General features: G+C 71.9%; 12 protein-coding genes, 3 tRNA genes and 1 pseudogene. 7 read left to right on the plus strand and 9 right to left on the minus strand.

Annotated elements, in window-relative coordinates:
- Positions 1–5: 5 nt before the first annotated feature.
- Complete coding sequence (locus ACFYNP_RS08270; protein ID WP_388407780.1) at positions 6–737, plus strand: class I SAM-dependent methyltransferase; 732 nt, start codon at positions 6–8, stop codon at positions 735–737.
- A 104-nt stretch (positions 738–841) separates the two neighbouring features.
- Positions 842–1,207, plus strand: a pseudogene (locus ACFYNP_RS08275) (DedA family protein); the annotation flags it as partial.
- 138 nt (positions 1,208–1,345) lie between these two features.
- On the opposite strand, the gene ACFYNP_RS08280 reads toward ACFYNP_RS08275, so the two are convergent.
- The 4 genes from ACFYNP_RS08280 to ACFYNP_RS08295 all read right to left on the minus strand — a co-directional run bounded on the left by ACFYNP_RS08280 (position 1,346) and on the right by ACFYNP_RS08295 (position 2,676).
- On the minus strand, positions 1,346–1,528 hold the full coding sequence (locus tag ACFYNP_RS08280; protein ID WP_388784294.1) for a BTAD domain-containing putative transcriptional regulator: 183 nt from the start codon (positions 1,526–1,528) through the stop codon (positions 1,346–1,348).
- 756 nt (positions 1,529–2,284) lie between these two features.
- Positions 2,285–2,361, minus strand: a tRNA-Ile gene (locus tag ACFYNP_RS08285).
- 164 nt (positions 2,362–2,525) lie between these two features.
- Positions 2,526–2,598 (minus strand) — tRNA-Asn (locus ACFYNP_RS08290).
- A gap of 5 nt (positions 2,599–2,603) precedes the next feature.
- Positions 2,604–2,676, minus strand: a tRNA-Asn gene (locus ACFYNP_RS08295).
- A 170-nt stretch (positions 2,677–2,846) separates the two neighbouring features.
- Between ACFYNP_RS08295 and ACFYNP_RS08300 the strand changes: the two genes are divergently transcribed.
- The 4 genes from ACFYNP_RS08300 (at position 2,847) to ACFYNP_RS08315 (ending at position 8,497) form a co-directional block, all read left to right on the plus strand.
- Positions 2,847–3,146, plus strand: a complete 300-nt coding sequence (locus ACFYNP_RS08300; RefSeq protein ID WP_388408486.1) for a YtxH domain-containing protein — start codon at positions 2,847–2,849, stop codon at positions 3,144–3,146.
- A gap of 111 nt (positions 3,147–3,257) precedes the next feature.
- Positions 3,258–4,703: an FGGY family carbohydrate kinase gene (locus ACFYNP_RS08305; protein ID WP_388783725.1), complete on the plus strand. Its 1,446-nt coding sequence runs from the start codon at positions 3,258–3,260 to the stop codon at positions 4,701–4,703.
- A 129-nt stretch (positions 4,704–4,832) separates the two neighbouring features.
- A complete protein-coding gene (locus ACFYNP_RS08310) occupies positions 4,833–6,566 on the plus strand; it encodes an ABC transporter ATP-binding protein (RefSeq protein WP_388407776.1) in 1,734 nt (577 codons plus the stop codon).
- Positions 6,563–8,497: an ABC transporter ATP-binding protein gene (locus tag ACFYNP_RS08315; protein ID WP_388407775.1), complete on the plus strand. Its 1,935-nt coding sequence runs from the start codon at positions 6,563–6,565 to the stop codon at positions 8,495–8,497. Before ACFYNP_RS08310 ends, ACFYNP_RS08315 begins: the two co-directional genes overlap by 4 nt.
- A 52-nt stretch (positions 8,498–8,549) precedes the next feature.
- On the opposite strand, the gene ACFYNP_RS08320 is transcribed toward ACFYNP_RS08315, so the two are convergent.
- The 5 genes from ACFYNP_RS08320 to ACFYNP_RS08340 form a co-directional block, all read right to left on the minus strand.
- Positions 8,550–9,800: an RNA polymerase sigma factor gene (locus tag ACFYNP_RS08320; RefSeq protein WP_388407760.1), complete on the minus strand. Its 1,251-nt coding sequence runs from the start codon at positions 9,798–9,800 to the stop codon at positions 8,550–8,552.
- A 164-nt stretch (positions 9,801–9,964) separates the two neighbouring features.
- Positions 9,965–11,860: a DNA primase gene (gene dnaG, locus ACFYNP_RS08325; RefSeq protein ID WP_388407757.1), complete on the minus strand. Its 1,896-nt coding sequence runs from the start codon at positions 11,858–11,860 to the stop codon at positions 9,965–9,967.
- Between the two features lie 20 nt (positions 11,861–11,880).
- A complete protein-coding gene (locus ACFYNP_RS08330; protein WP_388783727.1) occupies positions 11,881–13,152 on the minus strand; it encodes an NAD(P)/FAD-dependent oxidoreductase in 1,272 nt (423 codons plus the stop codon).
- 109 nt (positions 13,153–13,261) lie between these two features.
- Entirely contained in the window at positions 13,262–14,542 is a 1,281-nt protein-coding gene (locus ACFYNP_RS08335) for a deoxyguanosinetriphosphate triphosphohydrolase (protein WP_388783729.1), read from the minus strand.
- 97 nt (positions 14,543–14,639) lie between these two features.
- Positions 14,640–15,764, minus strand: a complete 1,125-nt coding sequence (locus ACFYNP_RS08340; protein WP_388783731.1) for a sirohydrochlorin chelatase — start codon at positions 15,762–15,764, stop codon at positions 14,640–14,642.
- Between the two features lie 430 nt (positions 15,765–16,194).
- Here ACFYNP_RS08340 and ACFYNP_RS08345 point away from each other — a divergent pair, with 430 nt between their 5' ends.
- Positions 16,195–16,911 (plus strand): hypothetical protein, encoded by a 717-nt coding sequence (locus ACFYNP_RS08345; RefSeq protein WP_388783734.1) that lies wholly within the window; start codon positions 16,195–16,197, stop codon positions 16,909–16,911.
- The last annotated feature ends 83 nt before the right edge of the window (positions 16,912–16,994 follow it).

Raw genomic sequence — 16,994 nt, forward strand, 5'->3', positions numbered from 1 at the left:
TGGCCATGGATCTGACGCACGTGAATCCGCAGCCCGCGGCCGCCCCCGAGGCGGCCGTCCACCGCCCCGCCACCCGGCCCGCCTTCCTGCGCGAGGCTGCCCGCACCTTCGGCACCACCGGCGCCGTCGCGCCGAGCAGCCGGCACCTCGCCGACCGGCTGGCCGCCCCGATGTGGCCCTCGGCCATGGTGCGGCGCCCGGCGGCGGTCCTGGAGGTGGGCGCGGGGACCGGCCCGGTGACCCGGGCGCTGGCCGCGCTCACCGGGCCCGCGGACCGACTGGACGCCGTCGAGATCAACCCGCGCTTCGTACGGGTCCTGCGCGACGCACTGCGCACGGACCCGGTCATGGCGGCGGCGGCCGACCGGATCAGGATCCTGTCGGGATCGATCACCGAGCTGCGGCTCGACCGGGAGTACGACGTCATCGTCTCGTGCCTGCCGTTCACCAACTTCCAGCCGGAGCAGGTCCGTTTGATCTTGGACCGCTATCTGTCCGTGCTGGTCCCGGGCGGGCACCTGACGTTCTTCGCCTATCTCGGCACGCACGTCGTGCGCACCACCTTCAGCAGTCGCGCCGAGGCCGCCCGGCATCGCGAAGTGACCGCGGTCATCAACGAGTTCGCCCGACGGCACGGCGGCCGGCAGAGCGTGGTGTGGCGCAACCTGCCCCCGGCCCGGGTGTGGCACCTGCGGATCCCGGAGCGGAGCGGCCGTCGCGCGGACGCCGCCGCGTGACGCGCGATCTCACCGAACTCATCGCCCACGTCAGCCCGTTGGGGGCGTACGCGACCGTCTTTGGCCTGGTGCTCCTCGAATCGGTACTGCTGCTCGGCTCGTTCGTGCCCACGTTCAGCCTGCTGGTGTACGCGGGCGCGCTGGCCCAGGCCGGCGTGCTGCGACTGCCTCCGGTGATCGTGACAGCGGTCGCCGCGGTGGTGACCGGCGACCTGCTGGCCCAGCGCACGGGCCGGCGGCTCGGTACCGGACTGCGGCGCGGCCGGCTCGGGCGCCGGGTGCCGGAGCCGGTCTGGGAGCGGGCGACCGCCCTGGTCCGGCGGCACGGCGGGCCCGCCCTGCTGCTGTGCCGCTTCGTGCCGGTGGTGCGCACGTTCGCCCCGTACGTGGCGGGCACCGCCGGGCTGCGCTACCGCCGCCTCGCGCCCTACAGCCTGGTGGCGGCCACGGTCTGGGCGGGCGCCGAGGCGGGCACGGGGTACGTGGCGGGCGCGTCGTACGGGCGCCTCTCGGCCCGGTACGGCGGGACCGTGGCGCTCTGCGCGGCCCTCGGCGTCCTGCTGTCCGCGGCAGGCGCGGTCGCGGTGGCGCGCCTGCGCGCACGGCGGTCAGGCGCTGCGCGCGAGGAGGCTCTCGTCGGTGCGGAGCATCGCGAGGTGGAGCCGGCGCAGGTCGGTGCCGGGGTCGACGCCGAGCTCGCCCCGGAAGATCCCGCTGACCTCGGCGTACAGCTCCAGGGCCTCGCCCCGGCGGCCGCAGCGGTAGAGCGCCAGCATCAGCTGGTACCACATGCGTTCGTGAAAGGGGCAGCGGACCCGGTCGCATGGGGCCCCGGATGCTGCCGAGCGGCCGGCGGATGTCGTAGTCTCCGCTGCGGCCGACCGCTAAGACCGTCCGTACGCCGCGCCTAGGGGCAGGTAGGCCACAGCCCCGGCCTCGATGATCGACGGACAGCCGTGAGCGAGAGGACGACCACGTCCATACCCGCGGTGGCTCCCGCGCCGTCCTCGACTTCATCTGCGACGGACGGCTTTACGGCATGCGGCATGGGTTCATCTTCCGTGTCCGTGGCCCCCGGCACGGCGAGATCGCTGCTCTGCTCTGGGCGGAGATCAGCCTGTCCGGCTCCTGGCTGGGTCTGAATCCAGGAGACCGGTCTCTGCACCCCGATCTCTGCACCCCGACTGGATCGCACCCCGACGGGATTCCGGCAGATCACGTCGGACACCTGCACGAGCGTTCTGCCTCAGCTCATGACCGCCGAAGTTGAGTCGACCAGCGCAGTCGTGCCGCGAACCCCGCAGAAGAACACCTCCGCGAGCGAGGAGCACGGCGAGTCTGAAACCTGTGTTCGGGAGGTGGCCCAAGAGGCGCCGGATGAGGACGAGGCTGAGCCGAACGAGGGTTTCAACGCCGCCGCGTGGCCAGCGTCCTCATTTTGTCCTCACACTCGTGAAACCATGAGCGCAGGAGGCCGCCAAGATGCTCGCGACCTGACGCCTGACCAGACAAACGCCTGGTCAGAACGTTTCTGCTCTGCCACACGATGGTGGGGCGGGTGGGACTCGAACCCACGGCCGACGGATTATGAGTCCGCTGCTCTAACCGGCTGAGCTACCGCCCCTAACGGCGCGTCGCGCACATTTGTGCGCGCCGTCTGCCGCAGCATAGCCGCTCATACGATCTCCTGCCTCGGATGGTCGGCATCGCACGCCCATGAGGACTTCGCGGGGAGCTTCGCGGTTCCACCGGATACGAAAAAGGACCCCGAAGGGTCCTCTTCCGCTGCTCTCCCGACTGGACTCGAACCAGTAACCTGCCGGTTAACAGCCGGCTGCTCTGCCAATTGAGCTACAGGAGACCGAGCTCCCCCGACTGGACTCGAACCAGTAACCTGCCGATTAACAGTCGGCTGCTCTGCCAATTGAGCTACAGGGGAATGTCTCGTTGCGTCGAACGTACTCACCTGGGGTCTCCCGGGCGGCGTGCGTTCGCTGCGACACATACATTAGCGCAAGCAGGGGGGTGCTCCGCCAATCGGTTCCGCCCTGGGTGATCACGGGGCCGCGCGGGTAGGCGCGGCACACACGCTAGGGAAGGGTGACCACCATGCGATACCGGCTCACGTTCGTCGCCGGACTGGCCCTCGGATACGTGCTCGGCACCAAGGCCGGCCGCGAGCGCTACGAGCAGCTGAAGAAGTCCGCACGTCAGGTGGCGCAGAACCCCGCGGTGCGCAACACCGCCGAGTCGGCCGCGCAGACCTCGCGCCAGGTGGCGGGCAAGGCCTTCCACGCGGTGAGCGACAAGGTCGGGGACAAGGTGCCCGCCTCCGTCGCCGACCGGGTGCGCTCCCTGCGCGAGCGCGGCCAGGGCACCGAGGACGACTGGGGCACCACCAACACCTGACCCACGGGCCACCCCTGCCCCGGCCGGGCGGCCCCCGGGCCCGGCGGCCGACAGCGTTATCCCGACCACCGCCGTCCCAGCAGTCCCGCGCGTGCGGCAGAATCGTCAACCATGGGGATAGTCGCCGGGCTGGACAGCTCTTCCGCCTTCACTCGCATCGTCGTCTGCGACACCGACACGGGTGCCGTGCTGCGGCAGGGGTACGCCCCGCACCCGGTCGAACCCAAGGCGACGGAGGTCGATCCACAGGCCTGGCTGCTCTCGCTGGGCGAGGCCGCGACCGGCGGCCTCCTGGAGGGCGTCCAGGCCATCGGCGTCTCCGCCCAGCAGCACGGGCTCATACCGCTGGACGGCCAGGGCAACCTGGTCCGGGCCGCGCTGACCGGCAACGACAAGCGGGCCCAGGTCGCCGCCGCCGATCTCATCGACGGGCTCGGCAGCCGGGAGGCCTGGGCGCAGGCCGTCGGGTGCGTACCGCGGGCCGCCCAGGCGGTGTCCAAACTGCGCTGGCTGGCGCGGCACGAGCCGGAGGCGGCCAAGCGCACCGCAGGCGTCCTCCAGGCCCACGACTGGCTGGTCTGGCAGTTGCTCGGCCGGCCCGCCCGGCGCACCACCGACCGCGGCGCCGCCTCCGGCACCGGGTACTGGTCCGCCGCCACCGGCTTCTACCGCCCCGACCTCGTGGAACTCGCGCTCGGCCACCAGGTCGCGCTGCCCGAGGTGCTCGGGCCCTCGGACGCGGCCGGCACCACCCCCGAAGGGCTGCTCATCTCGGCCGGTACCGGCGAGACGATGGCGGCCGCGTTCGGGCTCGGCGTCGGCGCGGGCGACGCGGTGGTCTCGCTCGGCGCCTCGGGCTCGGTCATGGCCGTGCATCACGAGGCGCTGGCCGACCCGAGCGGGATGATTACGTCCTTCGCCGACGCGACCGGAATGCATCTGCCCGTCGTCCATACGAGCAACGCCGTGCGGGCCCTGCGCGGTACGGCCGAGATGCTCGGCGTCGAGGACCTCGGCGAACTCGGCGAACTGGCCCTGAAGTCCACCCCCGGCGCCAGCGGTCTGGTCCTGCTGCCCTACCTGGAGGGTGAGCGCACCCCCCGCCTCCCGCACGCGGCCGGCACCCTGACCGGTCTTCGCCGCGAGTCGATGAAGCCCGAGCACCTGGCGCGGGCCGCCTTCGAGGGGATGCTCTGCTCGCTCGGTGACGCCCTGGACGTGCTGCGCGGGCGCGGGGTCGAGGTGCGGCGGGTGTTCCTGCTCGGCGCCGCCGCCGAACTGCCCGCCGTGCAGGCGGTGGCACCGGCCCTCTTCGGCACCCAGGTCGTGGTGCCGCAGCCCGCCGAGTACGCGGCCCTGGGCGCGGCCCGGCAGGCGGCCTGGGCGCTCGGCGTCGCGCAGGGCACGCTCGCCGCGCACACCCCGCCGGCCTGGCAGGGCGCCTCCGCGCAGGTCTTCGAGCCGGGCGAGGACCTGGCCGTCGGGCAGGCGGTGCGTCAGCAGTACATCGCGACCCGTGACGAGATCCACCCCGGGGCCTTCGGCGCGGGTGCTTGACGCGGGCAGGGCCTCCGCTCTTTGCTATTCCTTTTGACTCCAGGTCGATAATCGCTTGAGCTTCCAGGGGTGGAGTGTCGCAAGATGGGGGGTCGAACCCCCGATCTTGCCGACCCGGAGAGCCTGCGCGTGCTCATACGACTCCTGCGGTCCCACCTAGGGCCGTACAAGAAACCGATCGCCCTGCTGGTGCTGCTGCAACTGCTCCAGACCAGCGCCACCCTTTATCTGCCCACCCTGAACGCGAACATCATTGACAACGGTGTCGTCAACGGGGACACGGGTTACATCCTGGGACACGGCGGCATCATGATCGCCATCAGCCTCGTCCAGGTGTTCTGCAACATCGGCGCCGTCTTCTACGGCGCCAGGACCGCGGCGGCCCTCGGGCGGGACGTCCGGGCCGCCGTCTTCGCGCGTGTGCAGTCCTTCTCCGCCCGCGAGGTCGGGCACTTCGGGGCGCCGTCCCTGATCACCCGCACCACCAATGACGTCCAGCAGGTCCAGATGCTGGTCCTGATGGCGTTCACCCTGATGGTGTCCGCGCCGATCATGTGCGTCGGCGGCATCATCATGGCGCTCGGCCAGGACGTGCCGCTGTCCGGCGTACTCCTCGCCGTCGTCCCGGTCCTCGGCATCGCCGTCTCGCTCATCGTGCGCAGGATGCGCCCGCTGTTCCGCACCATGCAGACCCGCCTGGACACCGTGAACCGCGTGCTGCGCGAGCAGATCACCGGCAACCGCGTGATCCGCGCCTTCGTGCGCGACGAGTACGAGCAGGAGCGCTTCAAGGGCGCCAACACCGAACTCACCGAGGTCTCGCTGGCCACCGGCCGCCTGATGGCACTGATGTTCCCGACCGTCATGACCGTCGTGAACGTCTCCTCGGTCGCCGTCGTCTGGTTCGGCGCGCACCGCATCGACAGCGGCCACATGCAGATCGGCCAGCTCACCGCGTTCCTGGCGTACCTCATGCAGATCGTGATGGCCGTCATGATGGCCACCTTCATGTTCATGATGGTGCCCCGTGCCGAGGTCTGCGCCGAGCGCATCGAGGAGGTCCTGGGCACCGACACCAGTGTCGTGCCGCCCAAGGCCCCGGTGCTCGAACTGCGCCGGCACGGCCATCTGGAGGTGCGCGGCGCCGACTTCAAGTACCCCGGCGCCGAGGCCTCGGTGCTGCGCGGTGTGGACCTGGTGGCCCGCCCCGGCGAGACCACCGCGATCATCGGCTCGACCGGCAGCGGCAAGTCCACGCTGCTCAGCCTGGTGCCCCGGCTGATCGACACCACCGACGGGCAGGTCCTCGTCGACGGCGAGGACGTCCGCACCCTGGACCCGGTCCTGCTCGCCAAGACCGTGTCCCTCGTCCCGCAGAAGCCCTACCTCTTCTCCGGGACCGTCGCGACGAACCTGCGCTACGGCAACCCCGACGCGAGCGACGACGACCTCTGGCACGCCCTTGAGGTCGCCCAGGCCAAGGAGTTCGTCGGCAAGCTGGAAGGCGGCCTGGACGCGCCGATCGCGCAGGGCGGCACGAACGTGTCCGGCGGTCAGCGCCAGCGGCTCGCGATCGCGCGCACCCTGGTGCAGCGCCCGGAGATCTACCTGTTCGACGACTCCTTCTCGGCGCTCGACTACGCCACCGACGCGGCGCTGCGCTCCGCGCTCGGCCGTGAGACCGCCGAGGCGACGGTCGTGATCGTCGCCCAGCGGGTCTCCACCATCCGGGACGCCGACCGGATCATCGTCCTCGACGAGGGACGGGTCGTCGGCACCGGCCGCCATCACGAACTGATGGCCGACAACGAGACGTACCGGGAGATCGTGCTCTCCCAGCTGACGGAGGCTGAGGCGGCATGAGCGGGCCCGGTGGACGCATGATGATGGGCGGCGGCCCCGATCAGCGGTCCCTGAACTTCAAGGAATCCGGAAAGCGGCTGATCAAACGGCTCGCCCCGGAAAAGGCGCTCCTGAGCGTGATGCTGCTCGCGGTCGTCGTCAGCGTCGGCCTCTCGGTGGTCGGGCCGAAGATCCTCGGCAAGGCGACCGACCTGGTCTTCGCCGGTGTGATCGGCATGACCCCGCAGATGCCGGCCGGGATCAGCAAGGCGCAGGCCATCCAGGGCCTGCGCGACCGCGGCCAGGGCGGCCTCGCCGACATGCTCTCCGGGGTCGACTTCACCCCGGGCAAGGGCATCGACTTCGGCGCCGTCGGCAGCGTCCTGCTCACCGCGCTCGCCGTGTACGTGGGCGCGGGGCTCATGATGCTGGTGGCCACCCGGCTCTCCAACCGGGCCATCAACAAGACCGTGTTCCGGATGCGCGAGGACATCCAGACCAAGCTGTCGCGGCTGCCGCTGTCGTACTTCGACAAGGCCAAGCGCGGCGAGGTGCTCAGCCGCGCCACCAATGACATCGACAACATCTCGCAGACGATGCAGCAGACGATGGGCCAGCTCATCAACTCGCTGCTCACCATCGTGGGCGTCCTGGTGATGATGTTCTGGATCTCGCCGCTGCTCGCGCTCGTGGCACTGATCACGGTGCCGCTGTCGATCGTCGTGGCGACGAAGGTCGGCAAGCGCTCGCAGCCGCAGTTCGTCCAGCAGTGGAAGTCCACGGGCAAGCTGAACGCGCACATCGAGGAGATGTACACCGGGCACGCCCTGGTGAAGGTGTTCGGGCGCCAGAACGAGTCGGCCCAGGCGTTCGCCGAGCAGAACGACGCGCTGTACGAGGCGTCGTTCAAGGCGCAGTTCAACAGCGGCGTCATGCAGCCCCTGATGATGTTCGTCTCCAACCTGAACTACGTCCTGGTGGCGGTCGTCGGCGGTCTGCGGGTCGCGACCGGCTCGCTGTCCATCGGTGACGTGCAGGCATTCATCCAGTACTCGCGCCAGTTCTCGATGCCGCTGACCCAGGTCGCCTCGATGGCGAACCTGGTGCAGTCCGGTGTCGCGTCGGCCGAGCGGATCTTCGAGCTGCTCGACGCGGAGGAGCAGGACCCCGACACCGCGTCCCCCGAGCGCCCCGAGGTGCTGCGCGGCGCGGTCGCGCTGGAGAACGTGTCGTTCCGCTACGAGCCGGAGAAGCCGCTCATCGAGGACCTCTCGCTGAGCGTGGAGCCCGGCCACACGGTCGCGATCGTCGGCCCGACCGGCGCCGGCAAGACCACCCTGGTCAACCTGCTCATGCGGTTCTACGAGGTCACCGGCGGGCGGATCACCCTCGACGGGGTGGACGCGGCGCGGATGACCCGCGAGGAACTGCGCTCCTCCATCGGCATGGTGCTCCAGGACACCTGGCTGTTCGGCGGCTCCATCGCGGACAACATCGCGTACGGCGCCGCGAAGGAGGTCACCCGGGAGGAGATCGAGGAGGCGGCGAGGGCGGCCCACGCGGACCGCTTCATCCGTACGCTGCCCGAGGGCTACGACACCGTCATCGACGACGAGGGCACAGGGGTCAGCGCGGGCGAGAAGCAGCTGATCACCATCGCGCGGGCGTTCCTGTCCGACCCGGTGATCCTGGTCCTCGACGAGGCGACGAGCTCGGTCGACACCCGTACCGAGGTGCTGATCCAGAAGGCGATGGCCCGGCTCGCGCACGGGCGCACGTCGTTCGTCATCGCGCACCGGCTCTCCACGATCCGGGACGCGGACGTGATCCTGGTCATGGAGAACGGCTCGATCGTCGAACAGGGCACGCACGACGAGCTGTTGGCGTCGGAGGGAGCGTACGCCCGCCTGTACGCGGCCCAGTTCGCCCAGGCGGTCGCCGAAGTCGACTGACCCGTACGGCAGTCGGGGCCGGTGCGCACACAGCGCACCGGCCCCTTTGCGTTCAGTCCAGGTAACCCCGCAGCTGATCCGCGAACGCGTGGTCGCGCAGCTTGTTCAGCGTCTTCGACTCGATCTGCCGGATCCGCTCACGGGTCACCCCGAAGATCCGGCCTATCTCCTCAAGGGTGCGCGGCCGCCCGTCCGCGAGCCCGTAGCGCAGCTGCACCACCTTGCGTTCGCGCTCGCCGAGCGTGGAGAGCACGGCCTCCAGGTGCTGGCGCAGCAGCAGGAACGCCGCCGACTCGACGGGGGACGCGGCGTCGCCGTCCTCGATGAGGTCGCCGAGGGCCACGTCGTCCTCCTCCCCCACCGGCGCGTGCAGCGACACCGGTTCCTGAGCCAGGCGCAGCACCTCGCCGACCCGCTCGGGGGTGAGGTCGAGGTGGGCCGCGACCTCCTCGGCGGTCGGCTCGTAGCCGCGCTCCTGGAGCATCCGGCGCTGGACGCGCACCACCCGGTTGATGAGCTCGACGACGTGGACGGGCACCCGTATGGTGCGGGCCTGGTCGGCGAGCGCCCGCGACATCGCCTGGCGGATCCACCAGGTCGCGTACGTCGAGAACTTGTAGCCCCGCGCGTAGTCGAACTTCTCGACCGCCCTGATCAGCCCGAGGTTTCCCTCCTGGACGAGGTCGAGCATGGTGAGCCCGCGGCCCACGTACCGCTTGGCGACGGACACCACCAGGCGCAGGTTCGCCTCGATGAGCCGGCGCTTGGCCATCCGCCCCATCACGACCAACTTGTCGAGATCCAGAGCGAGTTGGGAGTCGAGGTCGGGCGTGTTGCTCAGCTTCTCCTCGGCGAACAGGCCTGCTTCGACACGCCGGGCGAGCTCGACCTCCTCGGCCGCGGTGAGCAGCGGGATGCGGCCGATCTCGCGCAGGTACTGGCGGAAGAGGTCGGAGGACGGGCCGCCGGTGTCCGCCCGGCCCGGTCGCGGCTCGGGTGGCTCGGGGGCCTCCTCCTCGGGGACCGGTCCGGCCGCCGGGCCCGCCGACGACCCGGCAGGTTCCGCCTCGGGGTGGTGTTCGGCCCGGGACTGCGGCGGTACGGCCGTGACGACGTCGTTGTCGGTCAGGGTCTGGGTCTGCACGGGGGCGACCTCCAGGGTGATCGCTGCCGGATCGGGGGCGTGCGGCAGCGGGACGGGGGCGGCAGGGCCGCTTTCCGTCCCGTACACGATGAGCGGATCCGCGGGGGTGAGGTGCCCACCTCCGAAGGTGGGCCGGCCGCGCTCCGAGGACTCAGGCACCGCACCCCAGTGTGGGGTACGACACAGCATCGCCGCGACGGGCGTGCGACCACTTTTTGAAGCCGGTGCGTGACCGGGTGGTTACCCGGACGGATATGCCATCGCGCTGGGGCGTGGGGCTCCGAGGCGGAGCCATCGCGGACGGCCGGGACGCCCGGGGGCCTCTAGAGGGCGGCCGCGCCCTTGTTGCGCAGGGCCTGGCCGTACTGCTGGAGGACCCACAACTCGTTCTGCACGGCGGCCAGTTGGGCCGGGTCGCCGTGCTGGCCCAGGCGCGCCAGGGTGCCCTGGATGTCGAGGAGGCGGCGGTCGACGGCCCGGCGGCGCACGGCCACCAGCTGCTCCCCCGCGTACGCCTCGTCGACCGTGCGGGCGTGGACGGCCTCCACGGCGAGCTCGGTGACCAGGGCGCGGACCACGTCGTTGGGCGCCGAGTCCATGACGGCCGGCAGGTAGTCGGAGGGGGCGTCGGTGGCGCCGCCCGCGTCCTGGATGCACTGGCGCACCGCCGCGTAGGGCGGGGCGGTGAACTCGTCGATGCCGTACGCGTCGAACGCCGGGGACACCAGGTGCGGGTGCTGCAACGCCAGCTTGAGCAGCTCGCGTTCGGTGCGGTGGGCGGGACTGCGCAGGTTCAGGGCGGGGCCGGGGGCCCCGGCGGGGCGCGGGGCCGCGTCCTCGTACTGCGGGCGGCGGCCCGCGGCGGGGGCGGGGCCCTTGCCGCCGCGGTCGCGGGCCCAGCGGGCGAGCTGGGCGACGCGCTTCACCACGAACTGGGTGTCCAGGATGCCGAGGATTCCGGCGAGTTGGACGGCGACCTCGTGCTGGGACGCCACGTTCTTGATCCGGGCGACGATGGGTGCGGCCTCGTCGAGGGCCGCGGCCCGGCCCGCCGGGGTCTCCAGGTCGTAGCGGCCGACGATCTGCCGGATCGCGAACTCGAAGAGCGGGGTGCGGGGTTGGACTAGGTCCGCGACCGCCTCGTCGCCCTTGGCCAGACGCAGATCGCACGGGTCCATGTTGTCGGGCGCGATCGCGATGTAGGTCTCGGCGGCGAACTTCTGGTCGTCCTCGAAGGCGCGCAGCGCCGCCTTCTGGCCGGCCGCGTCGCCGTCGAAGGTGAAGATCACGCGGGCCGAGCCGTTGTCCATCAGGAGGCGGCGCAGGATCTTGATGTGGTCGCCGCCGAAGGCCGTGCCACACGTCGCGATCGCGGTGGTGACCCCGGCCAGATGGCAGGCCATCACGTCGGTGTAGCCCTCGACGACCACCGCCCGGCTGGACTTGGCGATGTCCTTCTTCGCCAGGTCGATCCCGTACAGGACCTGCGACTTCTTGTAGATCGGCGTCTCGGGCGTGTTCAGGTACTTGGGGCCGTTGTCGTCGTCGCGCAGCTTGCGCGCGCCGAAGCCGACGACCTCGCCCGACACATCGCGGATCGGCCACATCAGCCGGCCGCGGAAGCGGTCGATGGGATTGCGCCGGCTCTCCTGGGCGAGGCCCGAGGTCAGCAGCTCCTTGTCGGAGAAGCCCTTGCCGCGCAGGAAACGCGTCAAGTGGTCCCAGCCGGCCGGGCTGTAGCCCACCCCGAAGTGGGCGGCCGCCGCCTGGTCGAAGCCGCGCTCGGCAAGGAACTTGCGGCCGATCTCCGCCTCGGGGCTGCCCAGCTGCTCGCTGTAGAACTGGGCGGCCGCCTTGTGCGCCTCGACGAGGCGGATGCGCTCGCCGCGCTGGTTCGACGGGTTGTAGCCGCCCTCTTCGTAGCGCAGCGTGATGCCCGCGGTGGCGGCGAGCCGCTCGACCGCCTCGGAGAACGACAGGTGGTCGATCTTCCGGACGAAGGCGATCGTGTCGCCGCCCTCCTGGCAGCCGAAGCAGTGGAAGAGACCCTTGCTCGGGCTGACCTGGAAGGACGGGGACTTCTCGTCGTGGAAGGGGCACAGGCCCTTGAGGTTGCCGCCCCCCGCGTTGCGCAGCTGGAGGTACTCGGACACGACGGCGTCGATCGGGACCGCGTCCCGTACCGCCTTCACGTCGTCATCGTTGATCCTGCCTGCCACGCATGAAGTCTACGGGGACGCTACGACACTCGGCGTGCCAGGGAGTCGAGTGCGACGGAGGGATCGGCGAGCGCCTCGGTGTCCACCTGGGCGCCGCCCCGGATCAGGGCCTGGATGGGCTCTGTGACATCCCACACGTTCACATTCATCCCCGCCAGGACCCGCCGGTCCTGCAGCCAGAACGCGATGAACTCGCGCTTGCCCGCATCGCCCCGGATCACCACCTGGTCGTAGGAGCCGGGCGGCGCCCACCCCGAGTATTCGAGCCCGAGGTCGTACTGGTCGGAGAAGAAGTACGGCACGCGGTCGTACGTCACGTGCTGGTCCAGCATCGCCCGGGCGGCGGCCGGGCCGCCGTTGAGCGCGTTCGCCCAGTGCTCGACGCGCAGCCGGGTGTCGAGCAGCGGGTGGTGGACGGCGGCCACGTCACCGGCCGCGAAGATGTCGGGGTCCGAGGTGCGCAGCGAGGCGTCCACGGCGATGCCGCCGCCGTGCGCCCGGTCGGCCAGGGCGAGGCCCGCGTTCTCGGCGAGCGAGGTGCGCGGGGCGGCGCCGATCGCGGCGAGCACGTCGTGCGCCAGGTGCTCCTCGCCGTCGTCGGTGCGGGCCGCCAGGACCATCCCGTCCTGGCCGACGATCTCGGTGAGGCGGGCGCCGAAGTGGAAGCGGACGCCGTGCTCGGCGTGCAGGTCGGCGAAGAGCTGGCCGAGCTCGGGACCCAGCACGTTGTGCAGCGGGGTGGCCTCCGGCTCGACGACCGTGACCTCCGCGCCGTAGCCCCGGGCGGCGGCCGCGACCTCCAGGCCGATCCAGCCTGCGCCCGAGATGACGAGGTGCCCGTTGTCGCGGCCGAGCGCCTTGAGGACGTGCCGCAGCCGCTCGGAGTGGGCCAGCCGCCGCAGGTGGTGGACGCCCGCCAGGTCGGTGCCCGGAACGTCGAGGCGGCGCGGCTCGGCGCCGGTGGCAAGCAGCAGCCGGTCGTACTGGATCAGGGTGCCGTCGCCGAGGCGGACCGTCTTGGCCGCGCGGTCGATCGTGGTGACGGTCTGGCCCAGGTGCAGCTCGATGTCGTGCTGCGCGTACCAGGCGACCTCGTGCACGAAGACGCTGTCGCGCTCCTCCTTGCCGGACAGGAACCCCTTGGACAGCGGCGGGCGTTCGTAGGGGTGCTCGCGCTCGTCGCCGATGAGGATCACCCGCCCGTTGAAACCCTCGGACCGGAGGGTCTCGGCGGCTTTCGCCCCCGCGAGTCCGCCTCCGACAATGACGAATGTCCGATCTGCGTCGACCACTTGATGCCTCCTCGGTGCTTGCTGCGCGGCGCCGCCGTCTGCGAGCGTCCCGCACGGAGCGTGATGGGGGAAGAGGGCTCGCTCCGCCGGGACACGCGGGCGGCCGGGATTACCGGTGGTGCACGACGAGTCTGGAGTGCAGCGAGCGGGCCGCCGCGTCGGTGAGCGAGGCGATCTGATCGACGATCACCCGCTTCCTCGTACGGTCGTCGTCCGCCTCGTCGTACAGCGCCCGGAACTGCGGGTCGAGCCCCTCTTCGGGGGCCCGGGCGGTGAGCGCGTCGGCGAGCTCGGCCAGCACCACGCGCTGGTCGGCGCGGAGCCTCTCCTGCTCGTCGCGCTGCATCACATAGCGGTCGGCGACCGCCTTCAGCACGGCGCATTCGTTGCGGGCCGCCCGCGGCACCACCAGCTCCGCGCCGTAGCGCGTCAGATGCCCGGTGCCGAACGCCGCGCGCGTGGCGCTCTCCGCGGCCAGGCAGAAGCGGCCGATGAGCTGGCTGGTGGCGTCCTTGAGGCCGGCCTGCGAGACGGCCGAGCCGTCGTAGCCGTGCGGCCACCAGTCCTGCGCGATGAGCCGCTCCAGGGCCTCCGTCAGCTCCTGCGGATCGGTGCCCTCGGGCACGTACCGGCCGATGGCGACGCGCCAGATGTCGGCCCGCTCGGCGGCGGAGACCAGGGCGCCCGGGTCGATGTGACCCGCGTGCAGGCCGTCCTCGAAGTCGTGGACCGAATACGCCACATCGTCCGACCAGTCCATGACCTGCGCCTCGAAGCACTTGGCGTAGGGCGTGGCACCCTCCCTGACCCAGCCGAAGACCGGCAGGTCGTCCTCGTACACACCGAACTTCACCGACGCCGGATCGGTGGGGTGGCCGCCGCGCGCCCAGGGGTACTTGGTGGCGGCGTCGAGGGCGGCCCGGGTCAGGTTGAGGCCCACGCTGACCGGCTTCCCGGTCTGCGACGACCGTACGAACCGCTTCGGTTCGAGCCGGGTCAGCAGCCGCAGCGACTGGGCGTTGCCCTCGAAGCCGCCGATGTCCTTGGCGAAGTCGTTGAGCGCCAGCTCGCCGTTGTGGCCGAACGGCGGGTGGCCCATGTCGTGGGCGAGGCAGGCCGCTTCGACGAGATCGGGGTCGCAGCCGAGGGCCGCCCCCAACTCGCGGCCGACCTGCGCGCATTCGAGGGAGTGCGTCAGCCGCGTACGGGGGCTGGCGTCCCAGGCCTGACTCCGCGAGCCCGGCGTGACGACCTGGGTCTTGCCGGACAGGCGGCGCAGCGCCCCCGAGTGCAGCACGCGCGCCCGGTCGCGCTGGAAGGCGGTGCGGCCAGGCCGCTTGTCGGGCTCGGCGGCCCAGCGTTCTGTGTCGGCCTCGGCGTAGAACTCCATGCACCGACAGTAAACGGAGTCACCGACAAGTGGGCTCAGGGGCCGGTCGGGGATCGCGGACGGGCGGATGGACAGACCGGCGAACTGGCGGACCGGCTCAGGCCGAGACGAGTGCGGAGGGCACGGCGGGGTCGCCGGCCGGATTCGGCTGTGCCGGCGCCGCATCGTGCCCCTGTTCCTCCACGTGGGTCGAGGCGTGGGTCGAGGCGTAGGCGGACGCGTGGGTCGAGGCGTGGGTGGACGCGTGGGTCGAGGCGTGGGTGGACGCGTGGGTCGAGGCGTGGGTCAGCGCCTCTTCGTAACGGTGCAGTACGAGCCGCGCGATGGCCGGATGCGCTCCCAGGGGCGCGCCCGCGATCCACGGCCCCTTTGCCGCGCTCTGCGCGGCGAAACGTCCCGGGGCGGTGAAGTACGAGGCGATCGCGATCCGGTGCCGGCCGCGCGCGGCGAGCGCGCGCAGTGCCTCGGGCACGGTGGGCGAGGCGGCACTGGCGTAGGCCGGGATCACCGGCACCCCGCCGAGCCGCTCGCTGAGCAGACGCGCGGTGCGGCGGGTGTCGGCCACCGAGTCCGGATCACGCGATCCGGCCGCCGCGAGGACGACTCCGGTGCCGCGCACACTGCGGGCGTCGAGCTGCCAGCCCGCTTCGACGAGCCGCCCGTACAGCGCCTCGACGAGCAGCGGGTGCGGGCCGAGCGGCGCCGCGACGCGGGCCCGCAGGTGCCGGCCCGCGGTGGCGAGGGTGCGGGGGATGTCGTGCTTGACGTGCTGGCCCCGGCCCAGGAGCAGCGGCACGAGGACGGCTTCTCCGCAGAGTCCGGCCAGGGTGTCGGTCAGGGGCGGCCGGTCGATCTCGATGTGCCCGAGCCGCACGTCGAGCCCCGGCCGCAGTTCGCGCACCCGCTCCAGGAGCGCGGTGACCGTCCGCAGCGCGCCGGGGTCGCGACTGCCGTGCGCGACGGCGACGAGGGCGGGGCGGGCGGTGGGCGTCATGGGGGTGCGGGTTCCGTCCAGTCGTACGCGGCTGAGCTGACTGCTCAGTTGGACCGTGATGCGGGTGACGAGCTGCGCGGTGCTGATGAGCTGCGCGGTGCTGTCGGGCTGCCCAGTGCTGATGTCGGGCTGCGCGGTGCTGTCGGGCGGAAGGGTGTGCTCCGGCGAGGGCGGCCGCGCCGCCCCCGGGCCTCGCGCAGTGGGCTGCCTCAACTCCGGCTCCGTCATGAACCGATCGTGCCGGGCGCACGTTGCCGGGCCGTTGCGCGGGGGTTGCGGATGCTTGCCGGGGGTTGCGGATGCTTGCCGGGGGGTGCGGATGCTTGCCGGGGGCTCACGGGTGGGTCGTCGTTCGGCGCGGGCGCGGTGCTGGGGGTTCGACGCGGGTGCGGTGCTGGGGGGGTCGGCGCGGGCGAGGTGTGGGGCTCGCGGGAGGGGCGGGTCGACAGCGGCGGGCGGGGGCACGGGTCGCTCGCGGGGCCGGCTGCTTGCGGCGCCGCCGAGGTGCGGACGCTGCGACCGCCCACCGTGCCTGGCTTGTCGCGCGGTTCCCCGCGCCCCGGGCGGGCGGGCGGCTTGGGGCGTGGTCGGCGTGGTCAGCCGTGCGGGACACTCTTCGGGGCGACTCGAAGTTCCCCACTCCGGGCGGAGGCAGCGCATGGATTCCCTGGACCCCGTTGTCCGTGGCACGTTCGCCGCCGCGCTTCTCGGCGCCCTGCGCAGCGGCTGCCCCGGCTCGGACGCCGGGCTGCGGGGTTCGCTGGCGCGAGGGACGGCGGACGCGTACAGCGACATCGACGTGGCCTGGACCGTGCCGGAAGCGGGGTTCGGCGCGGCCTTGGTGCGGGTCCCGGTGATTCTGGGCGGGATCCGGCCGCTTGCCTCGCTGCGGGTCGATCCCGAGCTCCGGGACGCGCCCGACCGGCGTCTGTTCTTCGCCTCCTTCACCGGGTTGCCCCTCTTCTGGCGGCTCGACCTGGAGGTGCGGGCGACATCCGTGACGGGCCTCGGCGAAGCGGCCCGGCCGTGCGCCGCGGCCCCCGACTCCGACTCCGACCCGGGCCCCGACCCCGACCCCGACTCCGACTCCGGCCCGGGCCCCGACCCCGACTCCGACTGGTCGCTCGCCGCGAGCGCCCTCGCCAACGGTGTGGCCGCGGTCAAGGCCGTACTGCGGGACCGCCCCGACACCGCCCGCGGCCTCCTTGAACGGGGCTTCGCCCGCGTCGGCGCGCCGGCGTCCCTCACCGGCCGCTGGCCCGACGACATCACCCGGCTCGCGGACGCGGCGGCCCGCGCGGAACCCGCCCAGCGCGCCCTGGCCGAGCAGGTGCGGGCCCTGGCGTACGAGCACCTCGCGGAAGGCGGCGGCTGAGCCGGCAGCGGTCGGGAGCCGGCGGCAGAGCCGGGACCGGTCGGGCAGCGCCGTGTCACAGAGCTGTACGCGAGCGCCCTGCG

The sequence above is a fragment of the Streptomyces sp. NPDC006691 genome (genome assembly GCF_042869955.1).
Classification (GTDB): Bacteria; Actinomycetota; Actinomycetes; order Streptomycetales; family Streptomycetaceae; genus Streptomyces.

Coding starts and splice junctions, on each gene's coding strand:
- ACFYNP_RS08270 (WP_388407780.1), top strand. CDS start 6: ATGGATCTGACGCACGTGAATCCGCAGCCCGCGGCCGCCCCCGAGGCG.
- ACFYNP_RS08280 (WP_388784294.1), bottom strand. CDS start 1,528: ATGTGGTACCAGCTGATGCTGGCGCTCTACCGCTGCGGCCGCCGGGGC.
- ACFYNP_RS08300 (WP_388408486.1), top strand. CDS start 2,847: ATGCGATACCGGCTCACGTTCGTCGCCGGACTGGCCCTCGGATACGTG.
- ACFYNP_RS08305 (WP_388783725.1), top strand. CDS start 3,258: ATGGGGATAGTCGCCGGGCTGGACAGCTCTTCCGCCTTCACTCGCATC.
- ACFYNP_RS08315 (WP_388407775.1), top strand. CDS start 6,563: ATGAGCGGGCCCGGTGGACGCATGATGATGGGCGGCGGCCCCGATCAG.
- ACFYNP_RS08335 (WP_388783729.1), bottom strand. CDS start 14,542: ATGGAGTTCTACGCCGAGGCCGACACAGAACGCTGGGCCGCCGAGCCC.
- ACFYNP_RS08340 (WP_388783731.1), bottom strand. CDS start 15,764: ATGACGGAGCCGGAGTTGAGGCAGCCCACTGCGCGAGGCCCGGGGGCG.
- ACFYNP_RS08345 (WP_388783734.1), top strand. CDS start 16,195: ATGGATTCCCTGGACCCCGTTGTCCGTGGCACGTTCGCCGCCGCGCTT.